The 23,445-nt window shown below is 68.9% G+C and carries 23 protein-coding genes; 14 read left to right on the top strand and 9 right to left on the bottom strand.

What is annotated here, in order from left to right; all coding sequences use genetic code 11:
- Positions 1-20: 20 nt before the first annotated feature.
- Positions 21-1,823 (top strand): ABC transporter ATP-binding protein, encoded by a 1,803-nt coding sequence (locus tag JS278_RS04400; protein ID WP_114044140.1) that lies wholly within the window; start codon positions 21-23, stop codon positions 1,821-1,823.
- 108 nt (positions 1,824-1,931) lie between these two features.
- On the opposite strand, the gene JS278_RS04395 is transcribed toward JS278_RS04400, so the two are convergent.
- Together JS278_RS04395 and JS278_RS04390 are read right to left on the bottom strand one after the other, a co-directional pair.
- A complete protein-coding gene (locus JS278_RS04395) occupies positions 1,932-2,216 on the bottom strand; it encodes an antibiotic biosynthesis monooxygenase (protein ID WP_114044139.1) in 285 nt (94 codons plus the stop codon).
- A gap of 51 nt (positions 2,217-2,267) precedes the next feature.
- On the bottom strand, positions 2,268-3,146 hold the full coding sequence (locus JS278_RS04390; protein WP_114044138.1) for a 1,4-dihydroxy-2-naphthoate polyprenyltransferase: 879 nt from the start codon (positions 3,144-3,146) through the stop codon (positions 2,268-2,270).
- Positions 3,147-3,282: 136 nt separating this feature from the next.
- Here JS278_RS04390 and JS278_RS04385 point away from each other — a divergent pair, with 136 nt between their 5' ends.
- From JS278_RS04385 to dhaM, 4 genes are all read left to right on the top strand, one after another.
- A complete protein-coding gene (locus JS278_RS04385) occupies positions 3,283-4,560 on the top strand; it encodes an MFS transporter (RefSeq protein WP_114044137.1) in 1,278 nt (425 codons plus the stop codon).
- 76 nt (positions 4,561-4,636) lie between these two features.
- Positions 4,637-5,638 (top strand): dihydroxyacetone kinase subunit DhaK, encoded by a 1,002-nt coding sequence (gene dhaK, locus JS278_RS04380; RefSeq protein WP_114044136.1) that lies wholly within the window; start codon positions 4,637-4,639, stop codon positions 5,636-5,638.
- Positions 5,626-6,273: a dihydroxyacetone kinase subunit DhaL gene (gene dhaL, locus JS278_RS04375; RefSeq protein WP_114046108.1), complete on the top strand. Its 648-nt coding sequence runs from the start codon at positions 5,626-5,628 to the stop codon at positions 6,271-6,273. The genes dhaK and dhaL overlap by 13 nt, the downstream gene beginning before the upstream one ends.
- 10 nt (positions 6,274-6,283) lie before the next feature.
- Positions 6,284-6,739: a dihydroxyacetone kinase phosphoryl donor subunit DhaM gene (gene dhaM, locus JS278_RS04370; protein WP_114044135.1), complete on the top strand. Its 456-nt coding sequence runs from the start codon at positions 6,284-6,286 to the stop codon at positions 6,737-6,739.
- Here the strand turns inward: dhaM and JS278_RS04365 are convergent.
- Positions 6,736-7,194 carry a deoxycytidylate deaminase gene (locus tag JS278_RS04365; RefSeq protein WP_114044134.1) on the bottom strand — a complete coding sequence of 153 codons (459 nt, stop codon included), beginning with the start codon at positions 7,192-7,194 and terminating at the stop codon, positions 6,736-6,738. The genes dhaM and JS278_RS04365 overlap by 4 nt on opposite strands.
- 277 nt (positions 7,195-7,471) lie before the next feature.
- On the opposite strand from JS278_RS04365, the gene JS278_RS04360 reads away from it, so the two are divergent.
- Entirely contained in the window at positions 7,472-8,260 is a 789-nt protein-coding gene (locus tag JS278_RS04360) for a nucleotidyltransferase family protein (protein ID WP_245935267.1), read from the top strand.
- Positions 8,257-9,459 carry a galactokinase family protein gene (locus JS278_RS04355; protein WP_114044132.1) on the top strand — a complete coding sequence of 401 codons (1,203 nt, stop codon included), beginning with the start codon at positions 8,257-8,259 and terminating at the stop codon, positions 9,457-9,459. Before JS278_RS04360 ends, JS278_RS04355 begins: the two co-directional genes overlap by 4 nt.
- A 16-nt stretch (positions 9,460-9,475) precedes the next feature.
- Here JS278_RS04355 and JS278_RS04350 read toward each other — a convergent pair whose 3' ends face one another.
- Positions 9,476-10,426 (bottom strand): cation diffusion facilitator family transporter, encoded by a 951-nt coding sequence (locus JS278_RS04350; RefSeq protein ID WP_114044131.1) that lies wholly within the window; start codon positions 10,424-10,426, stop codon positions 9,476-9,478.
- A 218-nt stretch (positions 10,427-10,644) separates the two neighbouring features.
- Here JS278_RS04350 and JS278_RS04345 point away from each other — a divergent pair, with 218 nt between their 5' ends.
- Positions 10,645-11,442, top strand: a complete 798-nt coding sequence (locus JS278_RS04345; RefSeq protein WP_147243149.1) for a hypothetical protein — start codon at positions 10,645-10,647, stop codon at positions 11,440-11,442.
- A gap of 76 nt (positions 11,443-11,518) precedes the next feature.
- Here the strand turns inward: JS278_RS04345 and JS278_RS04340 are convergent, their stop codons facing one another.
- Positions 11,519-11,788: a DUF1540 domain-containing protein gene (locus JS278_RS04340; protein WP_114044129.1), complete on the bottom strand. Its 270-nt coding sequence runs from the start codon at positions 11,786-11,788 to the stop codon at positions 11,519-11,521.
- 322 nt (positions 11,789-12,110) lie between these two features.
- On the opposite strand from JS278_RS04340, the gene JS278_RS04335 reads away from it, so the two are divergent.
- Complete coding sequence (locus JS278_RS04335) at positions 12,111-13,631, top strand: patatin-like phospholipase family protein (RefSeq protein WP_114044128.1); 1,521 nt, start codon at positions 12,111-12,113, stop codon at positions 13,629-13,631.
- Positions 13,632-13,644: 13 nt separating this feature from the next.
- On the opposite strand, the gene JS278_RS04330 is transcribed toward JS278_RS04335, so the two are convergent.
- Positions 13,645-14,436: an HAD-IIA family hydrolase gene (locus JS278_RS04330; RefSeq protein ID WP_114044127.1), complete on the bottom strand. Its 792-nt coding sequence runs from the start codon at positions 14,434-14,436 to the stop codon at positions 13,645-13,647.
- Positions 14,437-14,618: 182 nt separating this feature from the next.
- Here JS278_RS04330 and JS278_RS04325 point away from each other — a divergent pair, with 182 nt between their 5' ends.
- Positions 14,619-15,599: an MsnO8 family LLM class oxidoreductase gene (locus JS278_RS04325; RefSeq protein WP_114044126.1), complete on the top strand. Its 981-nt coding sequence runs from the start codon at positions 14,619-14,621 to the stop codon at positions 15,597-15,599.
- Between the two features lie 35 nt (positions 15,600-15,634).
- Here the strand turns inward: JS278_RS04325 and JS278_RS04320 are convergent, their stop codons facing one another.
- The 3 genes from JS278_RS04320 to JS278_RS04310 form a co-directional block, all read right to left on the bottom strand.
- Positions 15,635-16,963, bottom strand: coding sequence for a DUF222 domain-containing protein (locus tag JS278_RS04320; protein WP_114044125.1), 1,329 nt, complete (start codon positions 16,961-16,963; stop codon positions 15,635-15,637).
- A 123-nt stretch (positions 16,964-17,086) separates the two neighbouring features.
- A complete protein-coding gene (locus JS278_RS04315) occupies positions 17,087-17,719 on the bottom strand; it encodes a CE1759 family FMN reductase (protein ID WP_114044124.1) in 633 nt (210 codons plus the stop codon).
- Positions 17,716-18,903, bottom strand: coding sequence for an LLM class flavin-dependent oxidoreductase (locus JS278_RS04310; protein ID WP_114046107.1), 1,188 nt, complete (start codon positions 18,901-18,903; stop codon positions 17,716-17,718). Before JS278_RS04310 ends, JS278_RS04315 begins: the two co-directional genes overlap by 4 nt.
- A gap of 266 nt (positions 18,904-19,169) precedes the next feature.
- Here JS278_RS04310 and mvk point away from each other — a divergent pair, with 266 nt between their 5' ends.
- Genes mvk through fni form a run of 4 tightly spaced genes read left to right on the top strand, consistent with a single transcriptional unit; the run spans position 19,170 to position 23,387 of the window.
- Positions 19,170-20,192 carry a mevalonate kinase gene (gene mvk, locus JS278_RS04305; RefSeq protein ID WP_114044123.1) on the top strand — a complete coding sequence of 341 codons (1,023 nt, stop codon included), beginning with the start codon at positions 19,170-19,172 and terminating at the stop codon, positions 20,190-20,192.
- Complete coding sequence (gene mvaD, locus JS278_RS04300) at positions 20,189-21,187, top strand: diphosphomevalonate decarboxylase (RefSeq protein ID WP_114044122.1); 999 nt, start codon at positions 20,189-20,191, stop codon at positions 21,185-21,187. The genes mvk and mvaD overlap by 4 nt, the downstream gene beginning before the upstream one ends.
- Positions 21,184-22,275, top strand: coding sequence for a phosphomevalonate kinase (locus tag JS278_RS04295; RefSeq protein WP_114044121.1), 1,092 nt, complete (start codon positions 21,184-21,186; stop codon positions 22,273-22,275). The genes mvaD and JS278_RS04295 overlap by 4 nt, the downstream gene beginning before the upstream one ends.
- The gene (gene fni, locus JS278_RS04290; RefSeq protein ID WP_114044120.1) at positions 22,272-23,387 is read left to right on the top strand and encodes a type 2 isopentenyl-diphosphate Delta-isomerase; all 1,116 of its coding nucleotides are present in this window, start codon (positions 22,272-22,274) and stop codon (positions 23,385-23,387) included. Before JS278_RS04295 ends, fni begins: the two co-directional genes overlap by 4 nt.
- Positions 23,388-23,445 lie beyond the last annotated feature (58 nt).

The raw sequence follows: 23,445 nt of genomic DNA, 5'->3' as shown, positions 1-23,445 counted from the left end.
CGGGAATAGGATCTGCTGCCATGCGCTCATTGACCCGGATCCTGCGTTTCACGGGCTCCCTGTGGAAGTACTACGCAGGGGTCGTGGCCTCGGCCATGGTGGTGGCGGTCACCTCACTCGCGGTGCCATTCGTGGTGGGCCGGGCCACCGATCTGGCGGTCGCCGGGATGCGCACCGAGGGCCACAACGTCGTCCCGATCATCTGGCTGGCGGTGGGGCTGCTCGCCCTGGACCTCGTCAACTCGGTGACCACCAACGTCAACGGCTGGCTGGGCGACGTGATGAGTGCCCGGATGCGCCAGATCCTGTCCAGCCGCTACTTCTCCAAGCTGCTGTCGCTGCCGCAGTCCTGGTTCGACGAGGAGCTCACCGGTTCCATCACGAGCAAGCTGTCCCGCTCGATCACCAACGTCACCGACTTCGCCAAGGCCTTCGCCAACAACTTCTTCACCCTGCTGCTCACCACGGTGGCCGTGCTGGTGATCTCGGCCTGGTACTACTGGCCCCTCACCGTCCTGCTGGGGATCATCTTCCCGGTCTACGTCTGGCTGACCGCGCTCACCTCGCGGCACTGGCAGGCGCGCCAGCAGATCATCAATGAGCACATCGACACGGCCGGCGGGCGCTTCCAGGAGGTCATCTCCCAGATCCGGGTGGTGAAGTCCTTCGTCACCGAGCGCTCCGAGCAGCATCACTTCGATGAGCACTACGACCGGACGGTCGGCACCACCAGGGAGCAGTCCACCCACTGGCACCTCATGGACACGTTGCGCCGGGCCGTCCTCAACGTCGTCTTCTTCGCGATCTACGCCATCATCTTCGTCCAGACCGCGCGCGGCGTCTTCAGCGTGGGAGTCATGGTGATGCTCATCCAGCTGATGGCGATGGCGCGCCAGCCCGTCCAGATGATGAGCTACATCATCGACAACGCCCAGCGCGCGGTCTCGGGCTCCAAGGACTACTTCGAGGTGATGGAGACCCGCCCGTCATACGCGCCGAAGGTCACCGACGGATCCCGGCCGACCAGGGTCAGCATCGCCGAGGACCGGCCGGTCGTCTCCTTCGAGGACGTGTCCTTCTCCTACGACGGCAAGGATCAGGTGCTCGACAGGGTCGGCTTCACGATCGGTCGCGGCGAGCGCGTCGCCCTCGTCGGCGAGTCCGGGGGCGGCAAGTCCACCATCGTCAACCTGCTGCTGGGCCTGTATCCGCCGGGTTCGGGATCGATCGAGGTGGGAGGGCGCGCCACCTCTCAGATCCCGGTCGATGAGCTGCGCCGCAGCATCGGGGTGGTCTTCCAGGATCCGTCGCTGTTCTCGGGAACGATCAGGGAGAACATCGCCTACGGCTCGGGGTCCGAGGTCACCGAGGAGCAGCTTCTGGAGGCCGCGCGGAAGGCCTTCGCCGACCGGTTCGTACACCGCTTCCCCAACGGCTACGACACCCTCGTCGGCGAACGCGGCATCAAGCTGTCGGGAGGCCAGAAGCAGCGCATCTCGATCGCCCGGGCGATCCTCAAGGACGCTCCCGTGCTGGTGCTCGACGAGGCCACATCAGCCCTGGACACCAAGTCCGAGAGATGGGTGCAGGCCGGCCTGGAGTCGTTGATGGCGGGGCGGACCAGCCTCATCATCGCCCACCGGCTCTCCACCATCTCCAGCGTCGACCGCATCGTCACCCTGGACCAGGGCCGGATCGACGAGATCGGCACCCCGGCGGAGCTGGCGGTCTCGGGCGGCATCTACGCCGAGCTGCTGGCCCTCCAGGCCGCCGGTTCCAGAGCCGATCGCAAGCGGCTGGCGAAGTTCGGCATCAGGATGTGAGTCCGCACCGTTAATTTCTCTCTCCAGAACCCTCCGGTGTGCGCCGCTGACGCCGGAACAGGAACTCTGGAACGAGAAATCGCCGGGCCGATCGGGGCCTGAGGAAGCTCAGAGGATCTCGTAGCGGTGGGAGTGGCGCGGGGTGGCCTGCATCGGCTCCACGGCAGCCTTCCAGGTGAGGTAGTGATCGGTGGTGCGATGGGCCTCGACGGCGTCGACGTCCTGGTACTCCTCCACCAGGGTGAAGTTGGTGGGCACGTCGAGCTGACGGGTGAGGTCGAACCGGGTGACGCCCGGCTCCTGGCGGCTCGCCTCGGCGTTGGCCCTGCTCGCGGCGATGAAGTCGTCGATGCTCTCGGGCTTGATGTCCAGGAATGCCAGGGTGACGATCATGGGTCGGTCCTCTCGGTCGCAGATTTCGGGCACCACGTTATCCGAACCGGGCTATCCCAGCAGGGCGCCGGCCAGCAGCCCGAGGGAACAGCCGAGCTCGGCGAAGCCGGTGTCGCGCAGCGCCTTGACCAGCACCATCCCGGAGGCCCCGGTGACCATCGCCCGCACCGGGCCGATCATGAAGATCACCATCACCAGGCCGAGCAGCGCCCACCAGCTGGTCAGGACGGCCACCGCCACCACGCCGGCCGCCCCCAGCACCACCAGCAGCACGTAGAGCACCCGGGTGCCGCCGTGACCCAGCCGGGTGGCCAGCGTCCGCTTGCCCGAGACCCGGTCGCCGTCGATGTCGCGCAGGTTGTTGGCCACCAGCACCCCGCAGGCCAGCAGCCCGAAGATCACCGACGTCACCACGGTGGCGGCGTCCACCGCACCGGCGGTCACGAAGGCGGTGCCGCACACCGCCACCAGGCCGAAGAAGATGAAGACGAAGATCTCCCCCAGGCCGGCATAGCCGTAGGGATGCTTGCCGCCGGTGTAGAACCAGGCCGCCAGCACGCAGGCCACCCCGACCACCAGCAGCCACCACTGCCCGGTGAGAATCACGATCGCCAGGCCCGCCAGACCGGCGACCCCGTAGCACCCGAAGGCCGCCGCCCTCACCGTCCCGGGCTCGGCAGCCCCCGAACCCACCAGGCGGAGCGGTCCCACCCGGTCGGCCCCGTCGGAGCCGCGGATGCCGTCGGAATAGTCGTTGGAGAAGTTGACGCCCACCACCAGGGCCAGCGCCACAACCATGGCGAGAACCGCCGGCGCCGGGCTGAACCGCCCCAGGAACACCGCGGCCGCCCAGCCGCCGATCACAGACGAGATCGCGATCGGCAGGGTGCGCAGCCGCGCCCCCTCCACCCACTGGCCGAATGTCGCCATACCTGATCCGCCCTGCTTCCCCTGCCGAGATTGAGATTCGTCCGGGCCCGCCTGTCAGCCGGTCCGGCGCGGGTCTAACGTTAGGTCGTTGACCCCCCGTATGTCCTGCACCCCGGAGCCGCCCGGCATGAGAACGATGTTCGCCAGCCTGTCCATCCCCAACTACCGGATCTTCTTCGTCGGGACACTGGCGGCCAACCTCGGCCAGTGGATGGCTCGAACCGCCCAGTCCTGGCTCGTGCTGGTGATCCTCACCCACGGCAACGCCTCGGCCCTGGGCTGGGTGACGGCCATCAATTTCCTGCCCATCCTGCTGCTCACCCCGTGGGCCGGTGCACTGGCCGACCGCTTCCCCAAGCGCCGCATCATGGTCATCGCGCAGATCGTGCTGGGCATCGACGCGGCGCTGCTGTCGATCCTGGTGCTCACCGGTCACGTCCAGCTGTGGATGGTCTTCCTCTTCGCCGGTCTCGACGGTATCGCCTCCTCCTTCTACTCCCCCGCGATGCAGTCCTTCGTCTCCGAGATCGTGCCGCTCTCGCAGCTGTCCAACGCCATCAGCCTCAACAGCGCCTCCTTCAACGGCGCCCGGCTGCTGGGGCCGGGGCTCGGCGGTCTGCTCATCGCCGCCGTCGGGGTCGGCTGGGTGATGGCGATCAACGTGTGCTGCTTCATCATCTTCATCGCCTCGCTGGTCATGCTGCGCTCCGAGCAGCTGCATCCCGCCCCACCGGCCAGGGGGAAGGCCGGTGTGCGGGATGGCGTTCGCTACGTGCGCGGCCGTCCTGACCTCATGCTGCTGCTGGGGATCGGCTTCATGATGGGCACCTTCGGATTCAACTTCAACATCTCCGACGCCGTGATGGCCACCCAGGCCTTCGGCAAGGGCTCGGGCGAGTACGGGCTGCTCGGCTCCGTGATGGGGATCGGCGCGATCATCGCCGCCCTGGGCGCCGCCCGCCGTGTTCCCCGGTTGCGCTACATCGAGTTGGCCCTGGTGGTGTACACGGTCTCGATGGCCGCGGCCACCTTCGCCCCCGGTTACGCCAGTTTCGCGGTGCTGATGGCCCCGATCGGTTGGGGGGCGGTGTCCACCACCATCATCGCGAACTCCATGGTGCAGACCTCGGTATCCCCGCAGATGCGCGGCCGGGTGATGAGTTTCTGGGCACTCATGGTGATGGGTGGCACACCACTGGTCTCCCCGATCGTGGGCTGGCTGGGCGACGCCGTCAGCCCGCGCGCCACGATGGCCTTCGGCGCGGTCTTCCTGGGACTCACCTTCATCGTCGTCACCTGGGTGGTGATGCGAAACGACGTCATCCGGGTGCATTTCGACCCGTCTAAGAAGGCCCCCTGGCTACGGATCGTGCGAGGCCAGGTGACCCTCGACTACGACCGGCACGTCCGCTGAATCCCCTCACTCGTGCCATCCGTGCTGTTCCGGGAGTTTTCTTGGAGGGCCCGTCGGGGGGTGGTTCACTTGTGGCATGAAGAAGCTCATCAATGCTGTTGAGGACGTCGTCAGGGATTCCCTGGTCGGTGTGGCCGCCGCACACCCCGGTTCCCTCGCTGTCGATCTGGAGAACCGCATCGTGGCGCGCGCCGATGCACCTGTCAGCGGCAAGGTCGGTCTCATCTCGGGCGGAGGTTCCGGACACGAGCCGATGCACAGCGGGTATGTCGGCGCGGGCATGCTCGACGCCGCCTGCTGCGGTGAGATCTTCACCTCCCCGGTCCCCGACCAGATGATGGCCGCCGCCAGGGCCGTCGACGGCGGGGCGGGGATCCTGCAGATCGTCAAGAACTACACCGGCGACGTGATGAATTTCGACATGGCCGCCGAGATGGTCTCCGCCGAGACCGGGAGCCGGATCGAGTCGGTACTGGTGGCCGATGACGTCGCCGTGCAGGACTCCCTCTACACCGCCGGGCGGCGCGGCGTCGGCCTCACCGTCCTGATGGAGAAGATCCTCGGTGCGGCGGCCGAGGAGAAGCAGGACATCGACGCCCTGCTCTCCCTGGCGAAACGGGTCAACGACGGCGGCCGGTCCTACGGCGTCGCCCTCACCTCCTGCATCGTCCCCGCAGCCGGAAAGCCCACCTTCGACCTGGCCGAGGACGAGATCGAACTGGGCATCGGCATCCACGGCGAGCCGGGCCGCCGCAAGGCCAGGCTCGGTTCTGCCGCCGAGGTCGCCGGGGAACTCGTCGAGCCGATCCTCGCCGATCGCGACTTCACCGGTGCACCGGTCATCGCGATGCTCAACGGCATGGGCGGGACCCCTCTCATCGAGCAGTATCTGGTCTACGGGGAGGTGGCCCGGATTCTCTCCGGCAAGGGGGTGACGGTGGCCCGCACCCTTGTGGGCAACCACATCACCTCGCTGGAGATGGCAGGATGTTCCTTGACGCTTCTCAATGCCGACGATGATCTCCTGAGGTTGTGGGACGCGCCGGTGAACACGCCCGGACTCCGATGGGGATGCTGATATCGATGCCTGAACTCTCAACGCGACTCGTCTCGACGTGGCTGAAGGACTATGCCGACGTCATCAATGAGAACACCAACTACCTCACCGACCTGGACCGCCAGATCGGCGACGCCGACCACGGATCCAACATGTCGCGCGGCATGGCGGCGGTCGCGGCCCTCGACCCGACGACCTTCCCCGATGCCCCTGCGCTGCTGAAGAAGACCGGGATGACACTGGTTAGCACCGTCGGCGGCGCCTCAGGGCCTCTCTACGGCACCTTCTTCCTGCGGCTCGGCACCTCGTTGCCCGCCACCGGGGTGCTCGACGCCGCCATGTGGGCCGCCGCCATGAAGGCCGGCCTGGACGGGATCGTGGCCCGCGGCAAGGCGTCGTTGGGAGACAAGACCCTGGTGGACTGCCTGTCGACCGCGGTCGACGCCGCCCAGAAGGCCGCTGATGCCGGAAAGTCCTTCGCCGAGGCCCTGGCCGCCGCCTCGAAGGGGGCCGATGAGGGCCGTGACGCCACTGTCGACATGATCGCCCGCCGCGGCAGGGCCTCCTACCTCGGGGAGCGCAGCAAGGGCCATCTCGATCCGGGAGCCGCGTCGATGGCGATGCTCATCGACAGCGCAGCTCGCACTCTGGCGTGAGGGGCGGGCCATGACCGAGTCTCACGCTGAAGCCGCCGCCCAGACTCTGCGGACAGATCTGGTGGGGATCGTCGTGGTCTCCCACAGCCGCCCGCTGGCCAGGGCCGCGGTCGAACTCGCGTCGGAGATGGTCCAGGCCGATTCCCGGCCCACGATCAGGATCGCCGCAGGATTGGATGAGCACACCCTGGGCACCGATGCCGCCGCGGTCAGCAGCGCCGTGGAGGAGCTCAGCGGTTGTCCCGGTATCCTCGTCCTGGTGGACCTGGGATCATCGATCCTGTCGGCCGAGATGGCCGGGGAGTTTCTGGGCCCCGAGGTCTCCGCAAAGATGCGGATCAGCCCGGCACCCCTGGTCGAAGGGCTCCTGGTGGCGGCCATCACCGCTTCCACCGGGGTCGATCTCGAGGCCGTGGCCTCCGAGGCCGCCCGCGCCCTGGAACCCAAGCAGAAGCAGATCGGCTAGGCGTTCCAGTCGACGAGCCGGTCGACGTCGAACTCCCCGGCCGGCCACACCGCCCGCACCACGCCGGCCGCTGCCAGTGCCTTGCGGCAGCCGGGGCAGGGCTTGTCGGTGATGTAGGCCGTCGATCCCGTGGTGTCGCGGGTGGCGAAGAGGAGCGCGTTCACCTCGGCGTGGATGGCGATGCAGAATCCCGGCGAGCCAGGGGCGTCGTAGTCGCTCAGCGCGGCCACGTCGTCATAGCCGAGCCGGCCCCGCGGGCAGGCGCCCTCCAGGCAGTCGGGCCGTCCGGGAGCCGCCCCGTTGTAGCCGGTGGCGATGATCCGGTGCTCGTGCACCAGCACCGCACCCACACTGCGACGGGTGCATTTGGCCCTCGCCCCCACCGCCTCGGCGATGCCCAGGAAGTAGTCGTCCCATCCCGGAACCGTGATCGGCGAACCGGCCTGTCGCTGCATGGACCCACCCCTCTGCCCTCGGAAATCCCGACCCATTCTCGCACCGCCCCGGCTGCCCCGCTGGGGCGGCGGCCGTCGCCCTCGGGCGTGAGCACCCGGGTCGAGCGATGCTCCCACCGCCCTGCCCGCCGAGCGGTGGCCAGCCCATAGGATGACGGGTGTGACCGACGAGACCAGCACCAGGCAGACCACCACTGCGCCCCAGGACGACTCAGCTGCGCCGCAGGATGACACCACTGCGCCGCACGAGTACTCAGCACCCCACAAGGCTGTCATCATGGCCCGCGGGCTGGGCACCCGGATGCGCAGGGCCGCCGAGGGGATCGAACTGGACGACGGCCAGGCCTCGGCCGCCGCGGCGGGGGTCAAGGCGATGATCTCCATGGAGGGCGGGCGGCCCTTCCTCGATCACGTCATCTCCGCCCTGGCCGATGTCGGCTACGACGAGTTCTGCCTGGTGATCGGCCCTGAGCACCAGATGATCCGCGATTACTACGACGGTCTGGCGAAGACCCGGGTGTCGGTCTCCTACGCCGTCCAGGCCGAGCCCCTGGGGACCGCCGACGCCGTCGCCGCCGCCGAGTCCTTCGCCGGGCCCGATCGCGTCCTGGTGGTGAACTCCGACAACTTCTACCCGCCGAAGGCCGTGGCCCGGCTGGCCGAGGCACCGGCGTCGGCGACCCTCGGCTTCGTGAAGCACTCCATGATCGCCGAGTCGAACATCGACCCCGACCGGATCGCCGCCTTCGCGCTGCTGAGCACCGACGACGGGCAGCTCGCCGAGATCGTCGAGAAGCCCTCGGCGGAGGTGGTCGAGGCGGCCGGAGAGGACGCCCTGGTGTCGATGAACTGCTTCCTGTTCACCCCCGCGGTCTTCGCGGCCTGCCGCAGCATCGAGAAGTCCCCACGAGGCGAGTTCGAGATCGTCGACGCCGTGCGCCGGATGGTCGCGCAGGGGAATCGGTTCGACGTCATCGCGGTCGAGGCCGGCGTGCTCGACATGTCCAGCCGCGGCGACATCGCCTCGGTGGAGGCCGCTCTGGGGGCCGCCGAGGTCGTCCTGTGAGTGCCCCGGTGCGCTGGTTCGTCCCGGGTCGGATCGAGGTGCTCGGCAAGCACACCGACTATGCCGGCGGGCGCACCCTCGTCGCCGCCGTCGACCGCGGCGTCACCACCACCTGCACCCCCGTCGACGGGGACGGGGTCATCGCCTCCTCGAGCGCCGTGCCAGGTGAGCTGCACCTGGCCGCCGGGACCGACCCGCATCTCCCGGCCGGCCACTGGGGCGGCTACGTCCAGGCCGTCATCGACCGGCTCACCGACAACTTCGGCCCTCTGGCCCCCTGCCGCCTCGACGTCTCCAGCGATCTGCCGCTGGCCAGCGGGATGAGTTCCTCGTCGGCCCTGGTGAGCTCCGTGGTGCTGGCGACGGCCGATGCCAACGGCCTCACCGGATCGGCGAGATGGAGGCGCAATGTCGCCGACGAGGCCGATCTGGCGCAGTACCTGGCCTGCTTCGAGAACGGCATGAGCTTCAAGGAGCTGGCGGGAGCGGCCGGAGTCGGCACCTTCGGCGGCTCTGAGGATCACACCGCCATGGTGGCCAGTCGCGCCGGGCAGCTCGGCCAGTTCCGGTTCTGCCCGATCCGGCTGGAGAAGCGTGTCGGCTTCCCGGCCGATCTGGCCCTGGTGGTCGCGGTGAGCGGGGTGGCGGCCGAGAAGACCGGCGCCGCACGAGACCTCTACAACCGGGCCTCGCTGTCCACCAGGGAGATCCTGAGGCTGTGGAACGGTGCGACGGGCCGCGACGACGCGGTGCTCGCCAACGCCCTGGAGGCCGATCCCGGGGCCGTGGAGCTGCACAGTCTGGTGTCCGGCGACGACTACCTCACCCGCCGGCTGGATCACTTCCTGGCCGAGTCCGAGCGGATCATCCCCGCCGCCACCGATGCCCTGGGCTCCGGGGATCTGGAGGGCTTCGGGGCCGCGGTCGACGAGTCCCAGGAGGTGGCCGGCTCCCTGCTGGGCAATCAGGTTCCCCAGACCGTGGCCCTGGCCCGGATCGCAAGGGCTCTGGGCGCCGTGGCCTCGTGCTCCTTCGGGGCCGGGTTCGGCGGATCGGTGTGGGCGGCCGTGCCCGGCGCCGACGCCGGTGTCTTCGCCGACTCCTGGCTGCGGGGCTACCGCGCCGAGTTCCCGGTCGAGGCGGCCCGCGCCACCACGCTGATCACCGCTCCCGGCCCATCAGCCCGCCGACTGGACTGAGCCGCCGACCCACGGTTCAGACGTCCAGATCCTCGTAGGAGCGAGGATCCTCGATCGGCTCGAGGTGGCCCATCACCCGCAGGTCGGGCCACTTGTCGAGCAGTTCGTCGATGAGGTCCTCCATCGCGTCGTGACCGTGCTGAACGGTCCAGTCGCCGGGCACCAGCATGTGGAACTCGAGGAACCTGCGGTAGCCGGCCTCACGGGTGCGGATCGCGTGGAACCCGATCCGATCGCCGCTGTGCTGGTCCAGGAACTCGCGGATCGCGGCGTTGTCGTCCTTGGGCAGGGAGACGTCCATCAGGCCGGCGCCCGACTGGCCGATCAGTCTCGCACCGGTGACGAGGATGTTCAGGCCCACCGCGAAGGCCACGATCGGATCGAGCCGTTGCCAGCCGGTGAGCCACACCAGGCCGACGCCGACGACGACGCCGACCGAGGTCACGACGTCGGTCCACAGGTGCCGGCCGTCGGCGGTGAGAGTCATGGAATGACGACGTCGGCCATTGCGGATCAGCACTGCGGCCACCGCACCGTTGATGACCGAGGCGACTCCCGAGACCGCCAGTCCGATGCCGATGTTCTCCAGACCCTGGGGGTGCATGAAGCGGTCGACCGCCGAGACGAGGATGACCGCCGCGGCGACGAAGATCATGATGCCCTCGACCGCCGCGGAGAAGTACTCGGCCTTCGAGTGCCCGAACTGGTGGTTCTTGTCCGGCGGCTTGATGGATACCTTGAGGGCCACCAGGGCCACGATCGCGGCCACCAGATTCACCACCGACTCGGCGGCGTCCGAGAGCAGGCCGACCGATCCGGTGAGCAGCCAGGCCCCGGCCTTGAGACAGATCGTCGTCACCGCGGCCGCGATCGACAGCCAGGCGAAACGGCTGAGATCCTCCGGCGGGTCATGGCGCGGGGCCGGGTTGACTGCCGGAGGGATGAGGGAACTGCTCACTGCGCCCATTGTGCCAGTCCCCGCCTCGTTCGCCATCCGGCCGAGGAGCCGCCGCAGGACCACCCGGGCGGGGCCCGTCCACACTCTGAACCGGGGTTGGCCACAGCACCGACAAGAGTTTAGGCTAGCCTTACCTCAGCGAACGAGAGAGGTCGCTCATCACGATGTTCCCATCCACAGATCGCGCTGCCGTCAATGCCGATGCCTTGGCCGCTCGCACCCGCTCCATGGCCCACCGCCTTCTGTCGGGAGCCGGCTCGGCATCCCTGCTGGCCTATCGTCTCAGCCCCGATGAGTTCACCGCCTCCATCGCCCACGGGCTCACCCGCTCAGGGCAGTTCGTCGTGGCCGGACGGCCCGACCCGAGCGATCCGGTGACCACCGTCGACGCCGGCGAGCCGATCGACGTACGGGTGGATCTGCTCAAGGAGTCCCCCGATCCGGCGGTGCGCCTGGTGGCCGCGACAGTGCACGCCCTCGGCGTGCTGAGATGGCTGGCACCGGGCGAGGCCCGGAGGCTCTACGCGTGGGGTGAACTCCCCCGCGAGGTCGCCGATCTGGTCGAGGACGGCCGCGGCCGGCTGGGCGTCATCGACATCGAGCGGGTGGTGCTGCGCGACAGCCTGGGCGTCACCCCGATGGATTTCGAGGACCTGGTGGGGACGATCGTCAATGACCGGCCGCAGGCCTTCCCAGGGGCCGATGACGAGTGGAACGCCTACGACCTGGTGGCCTCGGTCAGCGAGACCCACCTCGCAGAGATGTGCCGCTCGGTCGACACCGGCGCGATCCCGGGTGCGATCTGCTGGCGCCGGCCCACGATGCACACCTGCGACCACACGCTGGGACATGTCTTCCTGGCCGATATCGACAGCACGGGAGTGACCCTCATGTCGGTGCGGGAGGACGAGACACTCGCGGCCTTCGCGGCTTTCCGCCGACCGGCCACCACTCTGGACGATCTGGCGGTCCAGGTGAGCTGTCTCATCGAAGACTCGGTTCCGGACAGCTCTCCGCGTCTTTGACGCCGGAACCGCGGGCAGCGGGCCTCGCTCTCGCGAGGCCCGCTGTGGCCCCTCATCAGACCTGCGTGAACGCGGCTCAGCGGACCTCATAGGAGGCGCAGGCAGCACCGTCGGCGACGTCGATGGCATCGATGGTGCACATCAGGTCCTTGTTGTGGACGCATTCCAGGCACTGGCAGGCGCCGACCTGGCCGGAGGCTGTCGGCAGGCCGCCACGGGCGTCGAGGGTGATGAAGGTGCTGCAGTCGGCCTTGCCGGTGATGGTCACGGCGAAGGCGGCGCAACCGCCGTTGTTGAAGGCGCAGGTGGTGGCTGCACAGGACTTGACAGCGGTGACGGTGCTCATGATCGGGCCTTTCCAGAGGGTTCGTCCGTGATTCGGATGCTCCCAGCATAAACACGATTCCAGGCCACTACAACGAAACTGAGCATTACCTACGACAGACTGTCGGAGATCACCCATTGATGGGCCTCCAGATCGCGATTCCCCATGAGTATCACCTTGTCAGATAGGTTCACAATTTACGTCATCTCCTCATTCCGAAAACCATCCCGTCCTCGAAGAACAAGCTCAGGCAAGCCTCACACAACTATTCAATCAGCCCAGTACGGCGACGACCGACCGTCCGAGCCAGGCTCATCGGCGCGGCCCGCATAGCATCGGGGGCATGGAACTCTCCTCCTGGCTCGGGCTGCCCACACTGCGGTTCGGCCGCAGCAATTCCCGCCCCGTTCAGGGCCTGGTGCTGGCCGGCGGTGGCGCGAAGGCGTCCTTCCAGATCGGCGCGCTGCGCCATCTCTACGACGTCGTCGGCATCTCCCCGACGGCGATCTCGGCCACCTCGGCGGGATCGGTCGTCGCCTGCTCGATCGCCCAGTGGTCCGACCGCCAGGACCAGTCCCGGGCCGTCCGCCAGCTGGAGTCGATGTGGATGACGATGCAGGAGCAGTCGGACATGTTCGCCCGCCGGGCATGGTTCAACCTCCTGCTCGACAAGGCTCCGGACTGGATGAAGCTGGTCGAACGGGACCGCAGGCGCACGCCGGTCGGCCTGAGCCGGCCTCGTCTCAACCTCCCCTTCGCCCACAGTGCGGACGGAGACACCGTCGTCGACCCGTCCGATCCGCGGGCCGGGGAGGACGACGAGCGGATGGCGGCCCCCCTGACCGGCCAGGCGGCCACCCTGGAGATGGCCACCAAGGATATCGAGCCCGACTCCGGATCGGCGTCGTGGAGCCCTTCGGTGATGCTGCAGCTGCTGGGAGTGCTGTCGAAGCTCACCCGCGACGGCGGCGACATTCAGACGATTCTGCGCGGCGCCGACGCCTCGGGTTCCACCTACCGGGCCGGTCCCCTGCTGGCGAAGCTGCTGGATCCGGAATGGTTCCGCAGTGAACGGTTGGCCGATTCCGGGCTGACCCTGCGCATCGCGACGGTGGCCCTGGAGTCCGGGGAGCTGCGCTTCATGACGGAGAAGGGTACCCTCGTCGACCGCGACAACAGGCCGGTCAGCGACATCCACCATGAGGTGACCGAAGGAGTGCTGGCGTCATGTTCGGTGCCCGGGGTGTTCCGTCCTGTCGAGATCGAGGGTGAGCACTACGTCGACGGCGGCGTGAGGGAGAACGTGCCGGCCGAGATCACCATCGGCCATCTGGGCGTCACCCATCCCTACGTCATCACCTGTTCCCCGCAGGGGTCGGCGGGAGACGGGGATTTCGGAACCAGGAACATGCTCGATCTGGCCACCAGGAGCATCGAGATCCTCACCGACGAGACGGAGCGGGACGAGGTCGCCTACGCCCTCAACGCAGGGGCCGTGGTGATTGCCCCGGATGTGGCGGTGCACAGCTCGATGACGGTGGATCCCGGCCTGCTGAGGATCAACCGGGACTACGGATGGATGACGTCGGCGCGGGTCCACGCGGAGTCCACGGCCGAGGACCGGCGGCTCGTCAATGAGCTGGTGCGGCTGAGGATGCACGGCTGGGAGCTGGAGAAGGCCTGGCTGGCCGGGACCGCGACGCGCACCGAGATGGATGAGCTCGAGCAGACCAAGCGGCAGCTGGTGGGAGCGACCGCCCGGCTGCCCCCGGAGCTGCGTCCCGAGGGGGTGGAGACCTGGGGCCGCGAACTGGAGGCCCACGGCCACATGGCCGAGGGCCTCACACCCCCCTGGGTCGTCTGAGAATGCCCGGCGATTACGGCGTGCTCAGGAGCGGCAGGAGGTCGTTGACGGAGTCGAGGACGATATTCGGCCGGTAGGGGTAGAGGTCGATGTCCTCGCGCCGGGTGATGCCCGAGAGCACGAGCACGGTGAGCAGCCCTGCCTCGATCCCGGCGACCATGTCGGTGTCCATCCGGTCGCCGATCATCGCGGTGGTCTCGGAATGGGCCTCGATGCGGTTGAGGGCCGAGCGGAACATCATCGGGTTGGGCTTGCCGACGACATAGGGCTCGCGGCCCCCGGTGGCCGCCTTGATGAGGGCTGCGACCGAGCCGGTGGCGGGCAGCGGTCCCTGGGGCGAGGGCCCGGTGGCGTCGGGATTGGTGCAGATGAAACGGGCGCCGCTCTCGATGAACCGGATGGCCTTGGTAATGGCCTCGAAGGAGTAGTTGCGAGTCTCGCCGAGCACGACGTAGTCGGGAGACGAGTCGGTGAGGATGAACCCTGCCTCGTGGAGGGCGGTGGTCAGTCCGGCCTCGCCGATCACGAAGAGCCGCGCACCGGGATGCTGATCGGCCAGGAACCGGGCGGTGGCCAGGGCAGAGGTCCAGATGTTCTCCTCCGGGATGGTGAGCCCGGTGGCCACAAGACGGGCGGCGAGGTCACGCTGGGTGAAGATGGAGTTGTTGGTGAGGACGAGGAAGCGCCGGGATGTGTCGACCCAGCGCTGAATCAGATCGCCGGCACCGGGGATCTCATGATCCTCGCGCACCAGTACGCCATCCATATCGGTGAGCCAGCACTCGATTTCTGCGGGTTCTCTCATGGGGCCCAGCCTAATGACGGCTCAACCGCGACGTGACCGCATGGACCAACATGGGCCGATGAACGTTGAGGGAAGAATCGGTGCCCCGTCGAGGTTGCAGCAGGAGTCCGCCGGTTCCGGTCGGGGCCGGCCCGCTCGCCCATGACGGCGGGCACTGAAGGAATCTCGATGACGGAGGCAGGATGCGACTGTCAGTTCTGGAGCAGCTACCACTGTTCGACGGGCACACGGCGAGCGGGACGCTGCGCGACGCCGTACGCCTGGTGCAGGGGGTCGAGGAGGCCGGGTACCACCGGTTCTGGCTGGCCGAGCACCACAACACGGACCGGATGCTCTCGACGGCCCCCGATCTGCTCATGACCCATCTGCTCGGCGCGACGTCGACCATCCGCCTCGGCTCGGGAGGGGTGATGGCGATGCACTACGGCTCCCTGCAGCTGGCCGAGCGTTTCGCCACCATGACCACCCTCTTCGGCGACCGGGTGGACATGGGCCTGGGGCGGGCGCCGGGCGGGGACATGCGGGCCTCCTACGCCCTGAACCAGGGCCGCGTCATCCACCCGGACTCCATCAACGAGCTCATCGTGGAGACCCTCGGGCTGATGCGGGGAGAGCTGGCCGAGGACCATCCCTACCGGCCGCTGGTGGTGGGGCCCTCCCTGGACACACTGCCCCAGTTCTGGCTCCTGGGATCCAGCGGCCAGTCGGCCGCCTGGGCCGGCAGGCAGGCCATGAACTACGCCTACGCCCAGTTCTTCACCGGGACGCAGAGCCCGGGGGTGATGGACCGGTACCGGGCCCAACTGCCCTCGGGCGTTGAGGGGATGACGCTGTCGGCGCTGTCGGTGAGCGCTGCGCCGACCCGTGCCGAGGCGATCGAGCAGGCTCTGGTGGCCGCGGACATGAAGACCGGTCTGGCCCACGGCCGGCCGATCCGTTTCGTGGCCCCCGAGCAGATGGACATCGGGCATCGCGACGAGTTGCGGCGCTACGTCGAGGCTCATCCCGACGAGTTCATGGTCGGCGACTACGACGAGGTGGCCGAGAGGATCACGACGTTCCGGGCCGGCCACGGCGTCGACGAGATCATGCTGGTGAGCTACATCGCCGATGTCGACGTCAAGATCGAGATGTACCGCCAGCTCGCCGCCCGCCTGGTCTGAGGGGTCGTCCGCCGTCCCGGCCCTGATCGGGCAACTCAGCCGAAGATGACGTCGATCCTGGGATTCCGGCGCGGCCGGTCACCGATCCGAGCCCCGTCGGGTGTGCCGGGCAGCCTGGTGGTGCGTCCCCTGGCCACGCGCCAGCGTCGTCCGGTGCGATTGGTCCACTCGTAGACGCCCGGCTCGGGCTGATCGACTGTCCAGAGTCCGGCGGTCTTGGCGCGGTGTTCCCGCCGGGCCAGCGGGCCGAGGTTGGAGATGCGGGTCTGGCCGGGCGGGGCCGGGGAACCCGGCGTCGACCGCCGGTAGGCCACGGTGTGATCCAGATCGGCGCTGCGAGACCTCGAGGTGGAGTACGGGAAGACGGAGTAGTCCTCCCGGATGACCAGCTGTCTGCGGATGCGGTCGGGGATCTCGTAGGCGTCCACCGCAGGGTCACCGTTGAGGTCTGTGACGGGCAGCACACGGATGCGGTGATGGCCCAGCAGATGCGCCAGCTGGTCGACGAGCACCGGGCCGACATCCCTGCCGCGGGCGGTCACCCGTGCGACACCCGTCCCGGTCTCGAGGTTCTCGGCGGCGATATGGACGACGACGTCGGCCAACGGCAGGGGCGGCGACGGGTTGGTGGGTGTGGTGTCCTGGTCGGGATTCTGGGGTGTGGCCAGCATCTCCAGTGCCCGGGCCCGCAACACTGGCAGAGGATCCTGGGCGCCCTCGAGGATCATCTGGTCGACGATCATGTCGAGCGAGGCCTCCAGCGTGAGCGCTGCGGCGGTGTCCATCCGGGCCGTCAGCACAGAGGTCGAGTCTCCCAGATGACGGATCGACAGGAACCGGTCGCGCCGGGCGGTCTCGGCCCGCGGTCTGGCCAGGTCGGCGTCGGCGCGCACGATGAGGCCGGTCAGGCGCCGTCGGATCCTCGGCCACGGCGCCGTACCCCACACCGATTCGAGTTTCTGATCGACCCACCGGGCGGCCTCGGCCGACAGTTCGTCGCAGGCCTGGGCGACCTTGCGGGCCTGCCACGCCTCCACGCGCAGGTCCGCCACCGCCGCCCAGAGGTGGGGGTGGCGGGCCCGCAGGTTCGCGACGTCATGGACCAGGCTCCAGGCCGTCGGCTCACCCAGCCCCAGCAGCGCACCGACCTCCAGGGCCACGAACTCCCCGACCGCACCGGCGCTCTCCGCCCCGGCGGAGACCACCCGTTCGGCGGCCGGAGAATCCACCAGCGGTGCCGGTGCGGGGTAGGTGTCGATCATCCCGGCCACCGCCAGCAGCCGGTCGGCCTCGGCGCGACGCATCGCGGTATCGGCGTCGACCAGCCGGTCGCCCGCCGCCCTGAACCGCGTCATCGCCTCCATGGATCAAGCCAACCAGGCCGGTCTGACAGTTTCCGTCGACAGAACCCGCCACATCTCAAAATGTGGACAGTGGTTTTCGACGAGTCGCTTCCGTTCCGCCCCGGACTGGACCAGACCCGTGGATCAGTGGCCCAGGGCCTTCATCATCTGCTCGAAATCGGCGGTGAGAGCAAGGTCGTCGTGGGGCGCGGCGCTCCCCTCCTCGAACGTCTCCCGGGCCTCGCCGCCGGTCGTGTCCGGCCGGGCGCCCAGCAGCGGCAGGAAGGCGGCCACGGCCTTCCCGATCCTGGCGTCCAGGCTCTCGGCGCTGCCCCAGTCGTCGGTGGCGGCGAACACCGAGACCGGCGCGACCAGCGCGTGCAGGTAGTGGAACATCGGCACCAGGGTCTGGTCGAGCACCAGGGAGTGCCGGGGCGTCCCGCCGGTGGCGCCGATCAGCACGGGCTTGCCGGCCAGGGAGCCCTCGTCGAGCACCTCGAAGAACATCTGGAACAGGCCGGCGGGGTGAGCGTTGAACACCGGTGCCACCACGACCAGGGCGTCGGCGCGGGCCACCTGATCCAGCACGGCGGCCAGCGCCTGGGTCCGCATGCCGGTGAGTTCGGCGTTGACCAGGTCATGGGCGTGCTCGCGCACCTCGACGACGTCGACCTGCGCATCGAGGCCGACGGCCTTCAGCCCGGCCACCAGCCGGTCGGTGAGCAGCCGGGTGGAGGAGGGCCGGCCCAGCCCCGAGCTGATAGCGGCGATCCTCATGAGGAGACCTCGATTCTGTCGGAGGTGCCGGTGACGTCGTCTCCGGTCTCGAATCGGTAGGCGTCGTCGGCAGCTTCTCCGGCGGCCACCAGCGACGCGTGGGTGGGGGCGTCCGGAATATCGGCGGGCCGCCCCTCCAGGAACCCCTTGCGCAGCTGCGGGAGGATCTCCCCGAGCAGGTCCATCTGCTCCAGGACGGTCTTCAACGGGAGCCCGGCGTGGTCGATGAGGAAGAGCTGGCGCTGGTAGTGGCCCACCTGATCCTTGAATCCGAGGGTGCGATCGAGGACCTGCTGCGGGGAGCCCACGGTCAAAGGCGTCGCGGAGGTGAACTCCTCCATCGAGGGGCCGTGGCCGTAGACCGGGGCGTTGTCGAAGTAGGGACGGAACTCACGGACCGCGTCCTGGGAATTCCTCCGCATGAAGAACTGACCGCCGAGCCCCACGATGGCGTGGGACGCCGGCCCGTGGCCGTAGTGCTCGAAGCGGGCGCGGTAGAGCTCGATCATCCGGCGGGTGTGGTCCATGTCCCAGAAGATGTTGTTGTGGAAGAAGCCGTCCCCGTAGTAGGCGGCCTGCTCGGCGATCTCGGGAGAGCGGATCGAGCCGTGCCACACGAAGGGCGGTACGTCGTCCAGGGGCCGCGGGGTGGCGGTGAATCCGGTGAGCGGGGTGCGGAACTTCCCGGACCAGTTGACGACGTCCTCGCGCCACAGCCTGTGCAGCAGGGCGTAGTTCTCCAGGGCCAGGTTGATGCCCTGGCGGATGTCACGGCCGAACCAGGGATAGACCGGGCCGGTGTTGCCGCGTCCCATCATGAGATCGACCCGACCTCCGGACAGGTGCTGAAGCATCGAGTAGTCCTCGGCGATCTTCACCGGGTCATTCGTGGTGATCAGCGTCGTCGAGGTGGACAGGATGATCCGCTGAGTCTGAGCGGCGATGTATCCCAGGGTCGTCGTCGGCGAGGACGATACGAAAGGAGGATTGTGGTGCTCGCCCAGGGCGAAGACGTCCAGCCCGATCTCCTCGGCCTTCCTCGCGATCGCGACGATGTTCATCAGGCGCTCGTGCTCGCTGGGAGTTTTTCCAGTCATGGGATCGGAAGTCACGTCGGAGACGGTGAAGACGCCGAACTGGACGGGCACCCGGGCCTCGGCCCGGGCCGTGGTTCCTGCCTGCATGGCGGATGCGGAAGTGGTCTCGGTCACCGTGAACTCCTGGATAATTGATGTGTCAACTACCAGAACCGCGGCCGCCCGGGAACTATTCCCGTCGGGCCGGGACCCGGGGTTCCCGTCGGATCCGCACAGGCTCTCCAGCCGATGGCGAAAGGGAGAATTACTCGTGGGCGACTATGCTGGCCAGCGGCCAGGTGACCGCCCCCGAGCACCCTTCTGCCCCTCGACGGCCCTGATATCCAGACACCTCGCAGCAGACAGGAGAACGCGTGACGACCGAGGTCGATGGCAGCTACCCCGCCGCACAGCGGACACCCGACGGCGGGCTCGCGTCCACCCCGATCAGCCCCGCCGTCCGCGATGAGCGGACGGCCATCGGCGCGGCTCACGCCAAGGCCATCCTTTTCGGTGAGCATGCCGTGGTGTACGGGGCCCCCGCGGTAGCGATCCCCCTGCACGCCCTCAGTGCCACCGCACGGGTGAGGCCCCGACCGGCCGGCACCCATATCCACAGCGCACTGTTCCGCGGTGAGGCCGACGAGGCGCCGGCACGCGTCCAGCCCCTTCTGGAGGCCCTGTACTCCGCCCTGAGGCGCGCCGGTCATACCGGCCAGGGCGTCGACCTGCGGCTCGACAGCACCATTCCCTATGAGCGGGGTCTGGGTTCCAGCGCGGCCGTCGCGGTGGCCGTGGCGCGGGCCGTGGCGGCTCTGGAGCATTGCGATTTCGATGCCGAGGACGTCCACGCGATCGCCATGGATGCCGAGAAGATCGCCCACGGCAAGTCCAGCGGTCTGGATCCGCGCACCGTCGCCTCCGCCGTCCCGATCCGCTTCCTGGACGGCAAGGTCGCTGCGGTCCCGGTCGGAGCCAGGCTCGATTTCGTGCTGGCCGACACCGGACGGGCCGGCGCCACCGGCAAGGCCGTCTCGGCGGTGCGCCGACGCCTCGAGGCCGAGCCCGACGTCGTCACTCCGCTCATCGACCGACTCGGCGAGCTGGCTGAGATCGGCATGTCGTGCATGGCCACTGGCGACCGCGAGGCCCTGGGAGCCCACATGTGCGAGGTGCATCGCCATCTCGCCGAACTCGGCGTCAGCGATCTCACCCTGGAGCGTCTGGTCGACGCCGCCGACCGGGCGGGCGCGATGGGAGCCAAGCTCACCGGCGGCGGGCGCGGCGGTTGCATCGTCATGCTGGCCCGCGACGAGGAGCACGCCGAGCAGATGGAGTCCGACCTGCGCAGGGCCGGCGCCACCCGCACCTGGCGGACGGCGGTGGAGGCCGCATGAGTTCGGCGACCGCCTGCGCCCAGCCCAATATCGCCCTGGTGAAGTACTGGGGCAAGCGGGACGAGGGGCTGATCCTCCCGGCTACCGGCTCGCTGTCGATGACCCTGGACGCCTTCACCACCACCACGACGGTGCGCCTCGGCGTCGAGGCCGACTCCTTCACCCTCAACGGCTCCCCCGCCGCCGAGGCTGCCATGTCTCGCACGACCAGCTTTCTCGACCTGGTCCGCGAACTCGCCGCCGACGATGGCCCGGCCGCCGTGACGTCCGTCAATGAGGCCCCCACCGGGGCCGGCCTGGCCTCCTCCGCGTCGGGATTCGCAGCTCTGGCGCTGGCGGCCTCGAAGGCCTACGGGCTGGATCTGGATCAGAGCGAGCTGAGCCGGCTGGCCCGCCGCGGCTCGGGGTCGGCCTGCCGATCGATCGTGCCCGGATTCGCCGTGTGGCATGCCGGACGCGACGACGCGAGCTCCTACGCCGAACCGATCCCGGCCCCTGACCTGCGGCTCGTGATCGTCACCATCGACAGCCACGAGAAAGCGGTCTCCAGCCGCGAGGCGATGCGCCTGACCCGCGACACCTCCCCCTTCTACAACGCCTGGATTTCCTCCACCGAGGCGGTCCTCGACGAGATGGTGTCCGCCTGCCGGACCGGCGACATCGCCCGCATCGGGGAGCTCACCGAGCTCCACGCCCTGCGGATGCACGCCGTCATCGCCTCCTGCCGCCCCCCTGTGCGATACCTGGCACCGGCCAGCGTCTCGGTCTTCGACGCCGCAGCGGCGCTGCGCGCCAGCGGCGTGCAGGCCTGGGCCACCGCCGACGCCGGGCCGAATGTCTGCCTGCTCACCACACCCGGGGAGGCCGGAGAGGTGGCCTCCGCGGTCTCCGGCCTCGGCAGGGTGCGCGTCGTGTCCCCGGGCCCCGGCGCCCGACTGGTGTCGCCCGGACTGGGCGCCCGGTCAGTACCGACCCCTGGATCGGAGGAGATGTGATCGAGACCAGCGCCCCGGGCAAGCTCTACATCGCCGGCGAGTACGCGGTGGTGGAATCCGGCCAGCCGTCGGTCCTGGTGGCCGTCGACCGTTGCATCACCGTACGGCTGTCCCCCAGCGCTGGGATGGGGCGGGTGCATTCCAGCCGTTACGGGCACGGCCCGCTCACCTGGGTGCGCGATGAGGACGACCAGATCATCGCCGACCACAATCCCTACGACTACGTCACCGCATCCATCACCGTGATGGAGAGGTTGCGCGCCGAGCGGGGCCTGGCCCCGCGATACTTCGACCTGTACATCAGCAGCGAGCTGGACGACTCCTCGGGCCGCAAATTCGGCCTGGGGTCCTCGGCCGCCGTCACCGTCGCGGTCGTCGCCGCCCTCGATGATTTCTACGGCACCGGCCTGAGCTGCGATGAGCGGTTCCGGCTGGCCCTGCTGGCCACCATCGAGGTGGCTCCCCGATCCTCCGGAGGCGACATCGCCGCAAGCACCTTCGGCGGCTTCATCCGCTACACCTCCCCCGACCGGGCCCGGCTGCGGCAGGCGGCATCGGAGGGCACCATCACCGACGCCCTGACCGACGAGGGCTGGCAGAACTGCCGGGTCACCCGGCTGAGCGCCCTCCCCGGGCTGCGGCTGCTGGTCGGATGGACCGGGACCCCGGCCTCCACCGAGGGGCTGGTCCGGCGGGTGTCGATGAGCGACGCCGAGCTGGACGCCCGGTACTCGGCCTTCCTGAGGATGTCCCGGGAGGCGGTGGATCAACTGGTCGAGGCCTGGGATCACGATGCCGAGACCATCCTGTCGGTGATCCGGCGCTGTCGGCGACTGCTTCAGCACCTGGGGCAGTTGCGGGGCACCGCGATCGAGACCGACCAGCTGCGCACCCTGTGCAATGTCGCCGAAGGAGCGGGCGCCGCTGCGAAGCCCTCGGGGGCCGGCGGCGGGGACTGCGGTATCGCCCTCATCCCCGATGACCATGACGTCGACGGCATTCTGGCAGCCTGGCGGGCCGACGGCGTCCTCCCCCTGGATCTGAAACCCCACGCGGCCACGGGCGAGCCGATCGGCGCCACCCGGTGAGCGGCGACCACGACGCCGAACGGCGCCACGACCGCAAGGAGGATCACGTCCGCCTGGCCACTGGGCAGTGGGAGCAGCAGGACGGGCCGGGGGAACGACCGGGCGGCGCCGGGAACGAGTTCGACGACCTGGAGTTCATCCATCACGCCCTCGATGCGGTGCCGCCGGAGTCGGTGGACCTGGGGGCCGAGATGTTCGGGCGGCCGGTGGCCTGGCCGCTCTACATCAATGGGATGACGGGCGGCACCGAGCACACCGGGCGGATCAATCAGCAGCTGGCGATCGCCGCCCGCGAGACCGGCCTGGCGATGGGCTGCGGCTCGGTCTCCATCGCCCTGGACGATCCCGATGCCCGGCCCGGCTTCCGGATCATCCGCGAGGAGAACCCCGACGGCCTGGTGATGGCCAACATCGGTGTCGGGCGATCCGCCGAGGACGCAATGCGCGCAGTGGATCTGCTGGGCGCCGATGCCCTCCAGGTACACATCAACGCCGTCCAGGAGACGGTGATGCCCGAGGGATCTCCCCGCTTCGGGGATTGGATGAGGGGCATCGAGGCGATCGTGTCGGCCAGCCCCGTCCCGGTGCTGGTCAAGGAGGTCGGGTTCGGGTTGAGTGCGCGCACCCTTCGACGTCTGGCCGACGCCGGGGTGCGCTACGCCGATGTGTCGGGGCGCGGCGGCACCGACTTCCTGCGCATCGAGAACGACCGACGTTCCGACGGTGACTACGGCTATCTCACCGGGTTCGGGCAGTCGGCCCCGGCCTGCCTGCTCGACGCCGCGACCCTTGAGGCGGCGTCCAGACCGATCCTGTTCGCCTCCGGCGGGGTCCGCAATCCCCTCGACGTCCTGAAGGCCCTGGCCCTGGGGGCCGAGGCGGTCGGGGTGGCGGGGGCCTTCCTGTCGACGGTGGTGGAGGTCGGCGCCGAGGGGCTGATAGATCTCATCGGCAACTGGCAACGTCACGTCTGCGAGCTGATGGCCCTGCTCGGGGCCGTCGACCTGCCAGCGCTGCGCCGCACCGATCTGCTGATCCGTGGCCGGCTGGGCGAATACACCCGGCTGCGCGGGATCGACGCCGGGGCCTACGCCCGGCGCCGCGAGAGCTGAGGGTCCGGGGTCTCCACCCGGACACGGCCAGCACTGAAACGCCGTCGGCAGTGCCCGC

Origin of the sequence: Acidipropionibacterium virtanenii (assembly GCF_003325455.1) — a bacterium.
GTDB lineage: Bacteria > Actinomycetota > Actinomycetes > Propionibacteriales > Propionibacteriaceae > Acidipropionibacterium > Acidipropionibacterium virtanenii.
This window is presented reverse-complemented; position numbering and strand designations above follow the sequence as displayed.

Coding starts and splice junctions, on each gene's coding strand:
- dhaM (WP_114044135.1), top strand. CDS start 6,284: ATGACCGAGTCTCACGCTGAAGCCGCCGCCCAGACTCTGCGGACAGAT.
- JS278_RS04335 (WP_114044128.1), top strand. CDS start 12,111: ATGGAACTCTCCTCCTGGCTCGGGCTGCCCACACTGCGGTTCGGCCGC.
- dhaK (WP_114044136.1), top strand. CDS start 4,637: ATGAAGAAGCTCATCAATGCTGTTGAGGACGTCGTCAGGGATTCCCTG.
- JS278_RS04350 (WP_114044131.1), bottom strand. CDS start 10,426: ATGGGCGCAGTGAGCAGTTCCCTCATCCCTCCGGCAGTCAACCCGGCC.
- JS278_RS04320 (WP_114044125.1), bottom strand. CDS start 16,963: ATGGAGGCGATGACGCGGTTCAGGGCGGCGGGCGACCGGCTGGTCGAC.
- JS278_RS04385 (WP_114044137.1), top strand. CDS start 3,283: ATGTTCGCCAGCCTGTCCATCCCCAACTACCGGATCTTCTTCGTCGGG.
- JS278_RS04360 (WP_245935267.1), top strand. CDS start 7,472: ATGGCCCGCGGGCTGGGCACCCGGATGCGCAGGGCCGCCGAGGGGATC.
- JS278_RS04330 (WP_114044127.1), bottom strand. CDS start 14,436: ATGAGAGAACCCGCAGAAATCGAGTGCTGGCTCACCGATATGGATGGC.
- JS278_RS04400 (WP_114044140.1), top strand. CDS start 21: ATGCGCTCATTGACCCGGATCCTGCGTTTCACGGGCTCCCTGTGGAAG.
- mvaD (WP_114044122.1), top strand. CDS start 20,189: ATGAGTTCGGCGACCGCCTGCGCCCAGCCCAATATCGCCCTGGTGAAG.
- JS278_RS04340 (WP_114044129.1), bottom strand. CDS start 11,788: ATGAGCACCGTCACCGCTGTCAAGTCCTGTGCAGCCACCACCTGCGCC.
- JS278_RS04345 (WP_147243149.1), top strand. CDS start 10,645: ATGGCCCACCGCCTTCTGTCGGGAGCCGGCTCGGCATCCCTGCTGGCC.
- JS278_RS04310 (WP_114046107.1), bottom strand. CDS start 18,903: ATGCAGGCAGGAACCACGGCCCGGGCCGAGGCCCGGGTGCCCGTCCAG.
- JS278_RS04325 (WP_114044126.1), top strand. CDS start 14,619: ATGCGACTGTCAGTTCTGGAGCAGCTACCACTGTTCGACGGGCACACG.
- JS278_RS04390 (WP_114044138.1), bottom strand. CDS start 3,146: ATGGCGACATTCGGCCAGTGGGTGGAGGGGGCGCGGCTGCGCACCCTG.
- dhaL (WP_114046108.1), top strand. CDS start 5,626: ATGGGGATGCTGATATCGATGCCTGAACTCTCAACGCGACTCGTCTCG.
- JS278_RS04315 (WP_114044124.1), bottom strand. CDS start 17,719: ATGAGGATCGCCGCTATCAGCTCGGGGCTGGGCCGGCCCTCCTCCACC.
- JS278_RS04365 (WP_114044134.1), bottom strand. CDS start 7,194: ATGCAGCGACAGGCCGGTTCGCCGATCACGGTTCCGGGATGGGACGAC.
- JS278_RS04395 (WP_114044139.1), bottom strand. CDS start 2,216: ATGATCGTCACCCTGGCATTCCTGGACATCAAGCCCGAGAGCATCGAC.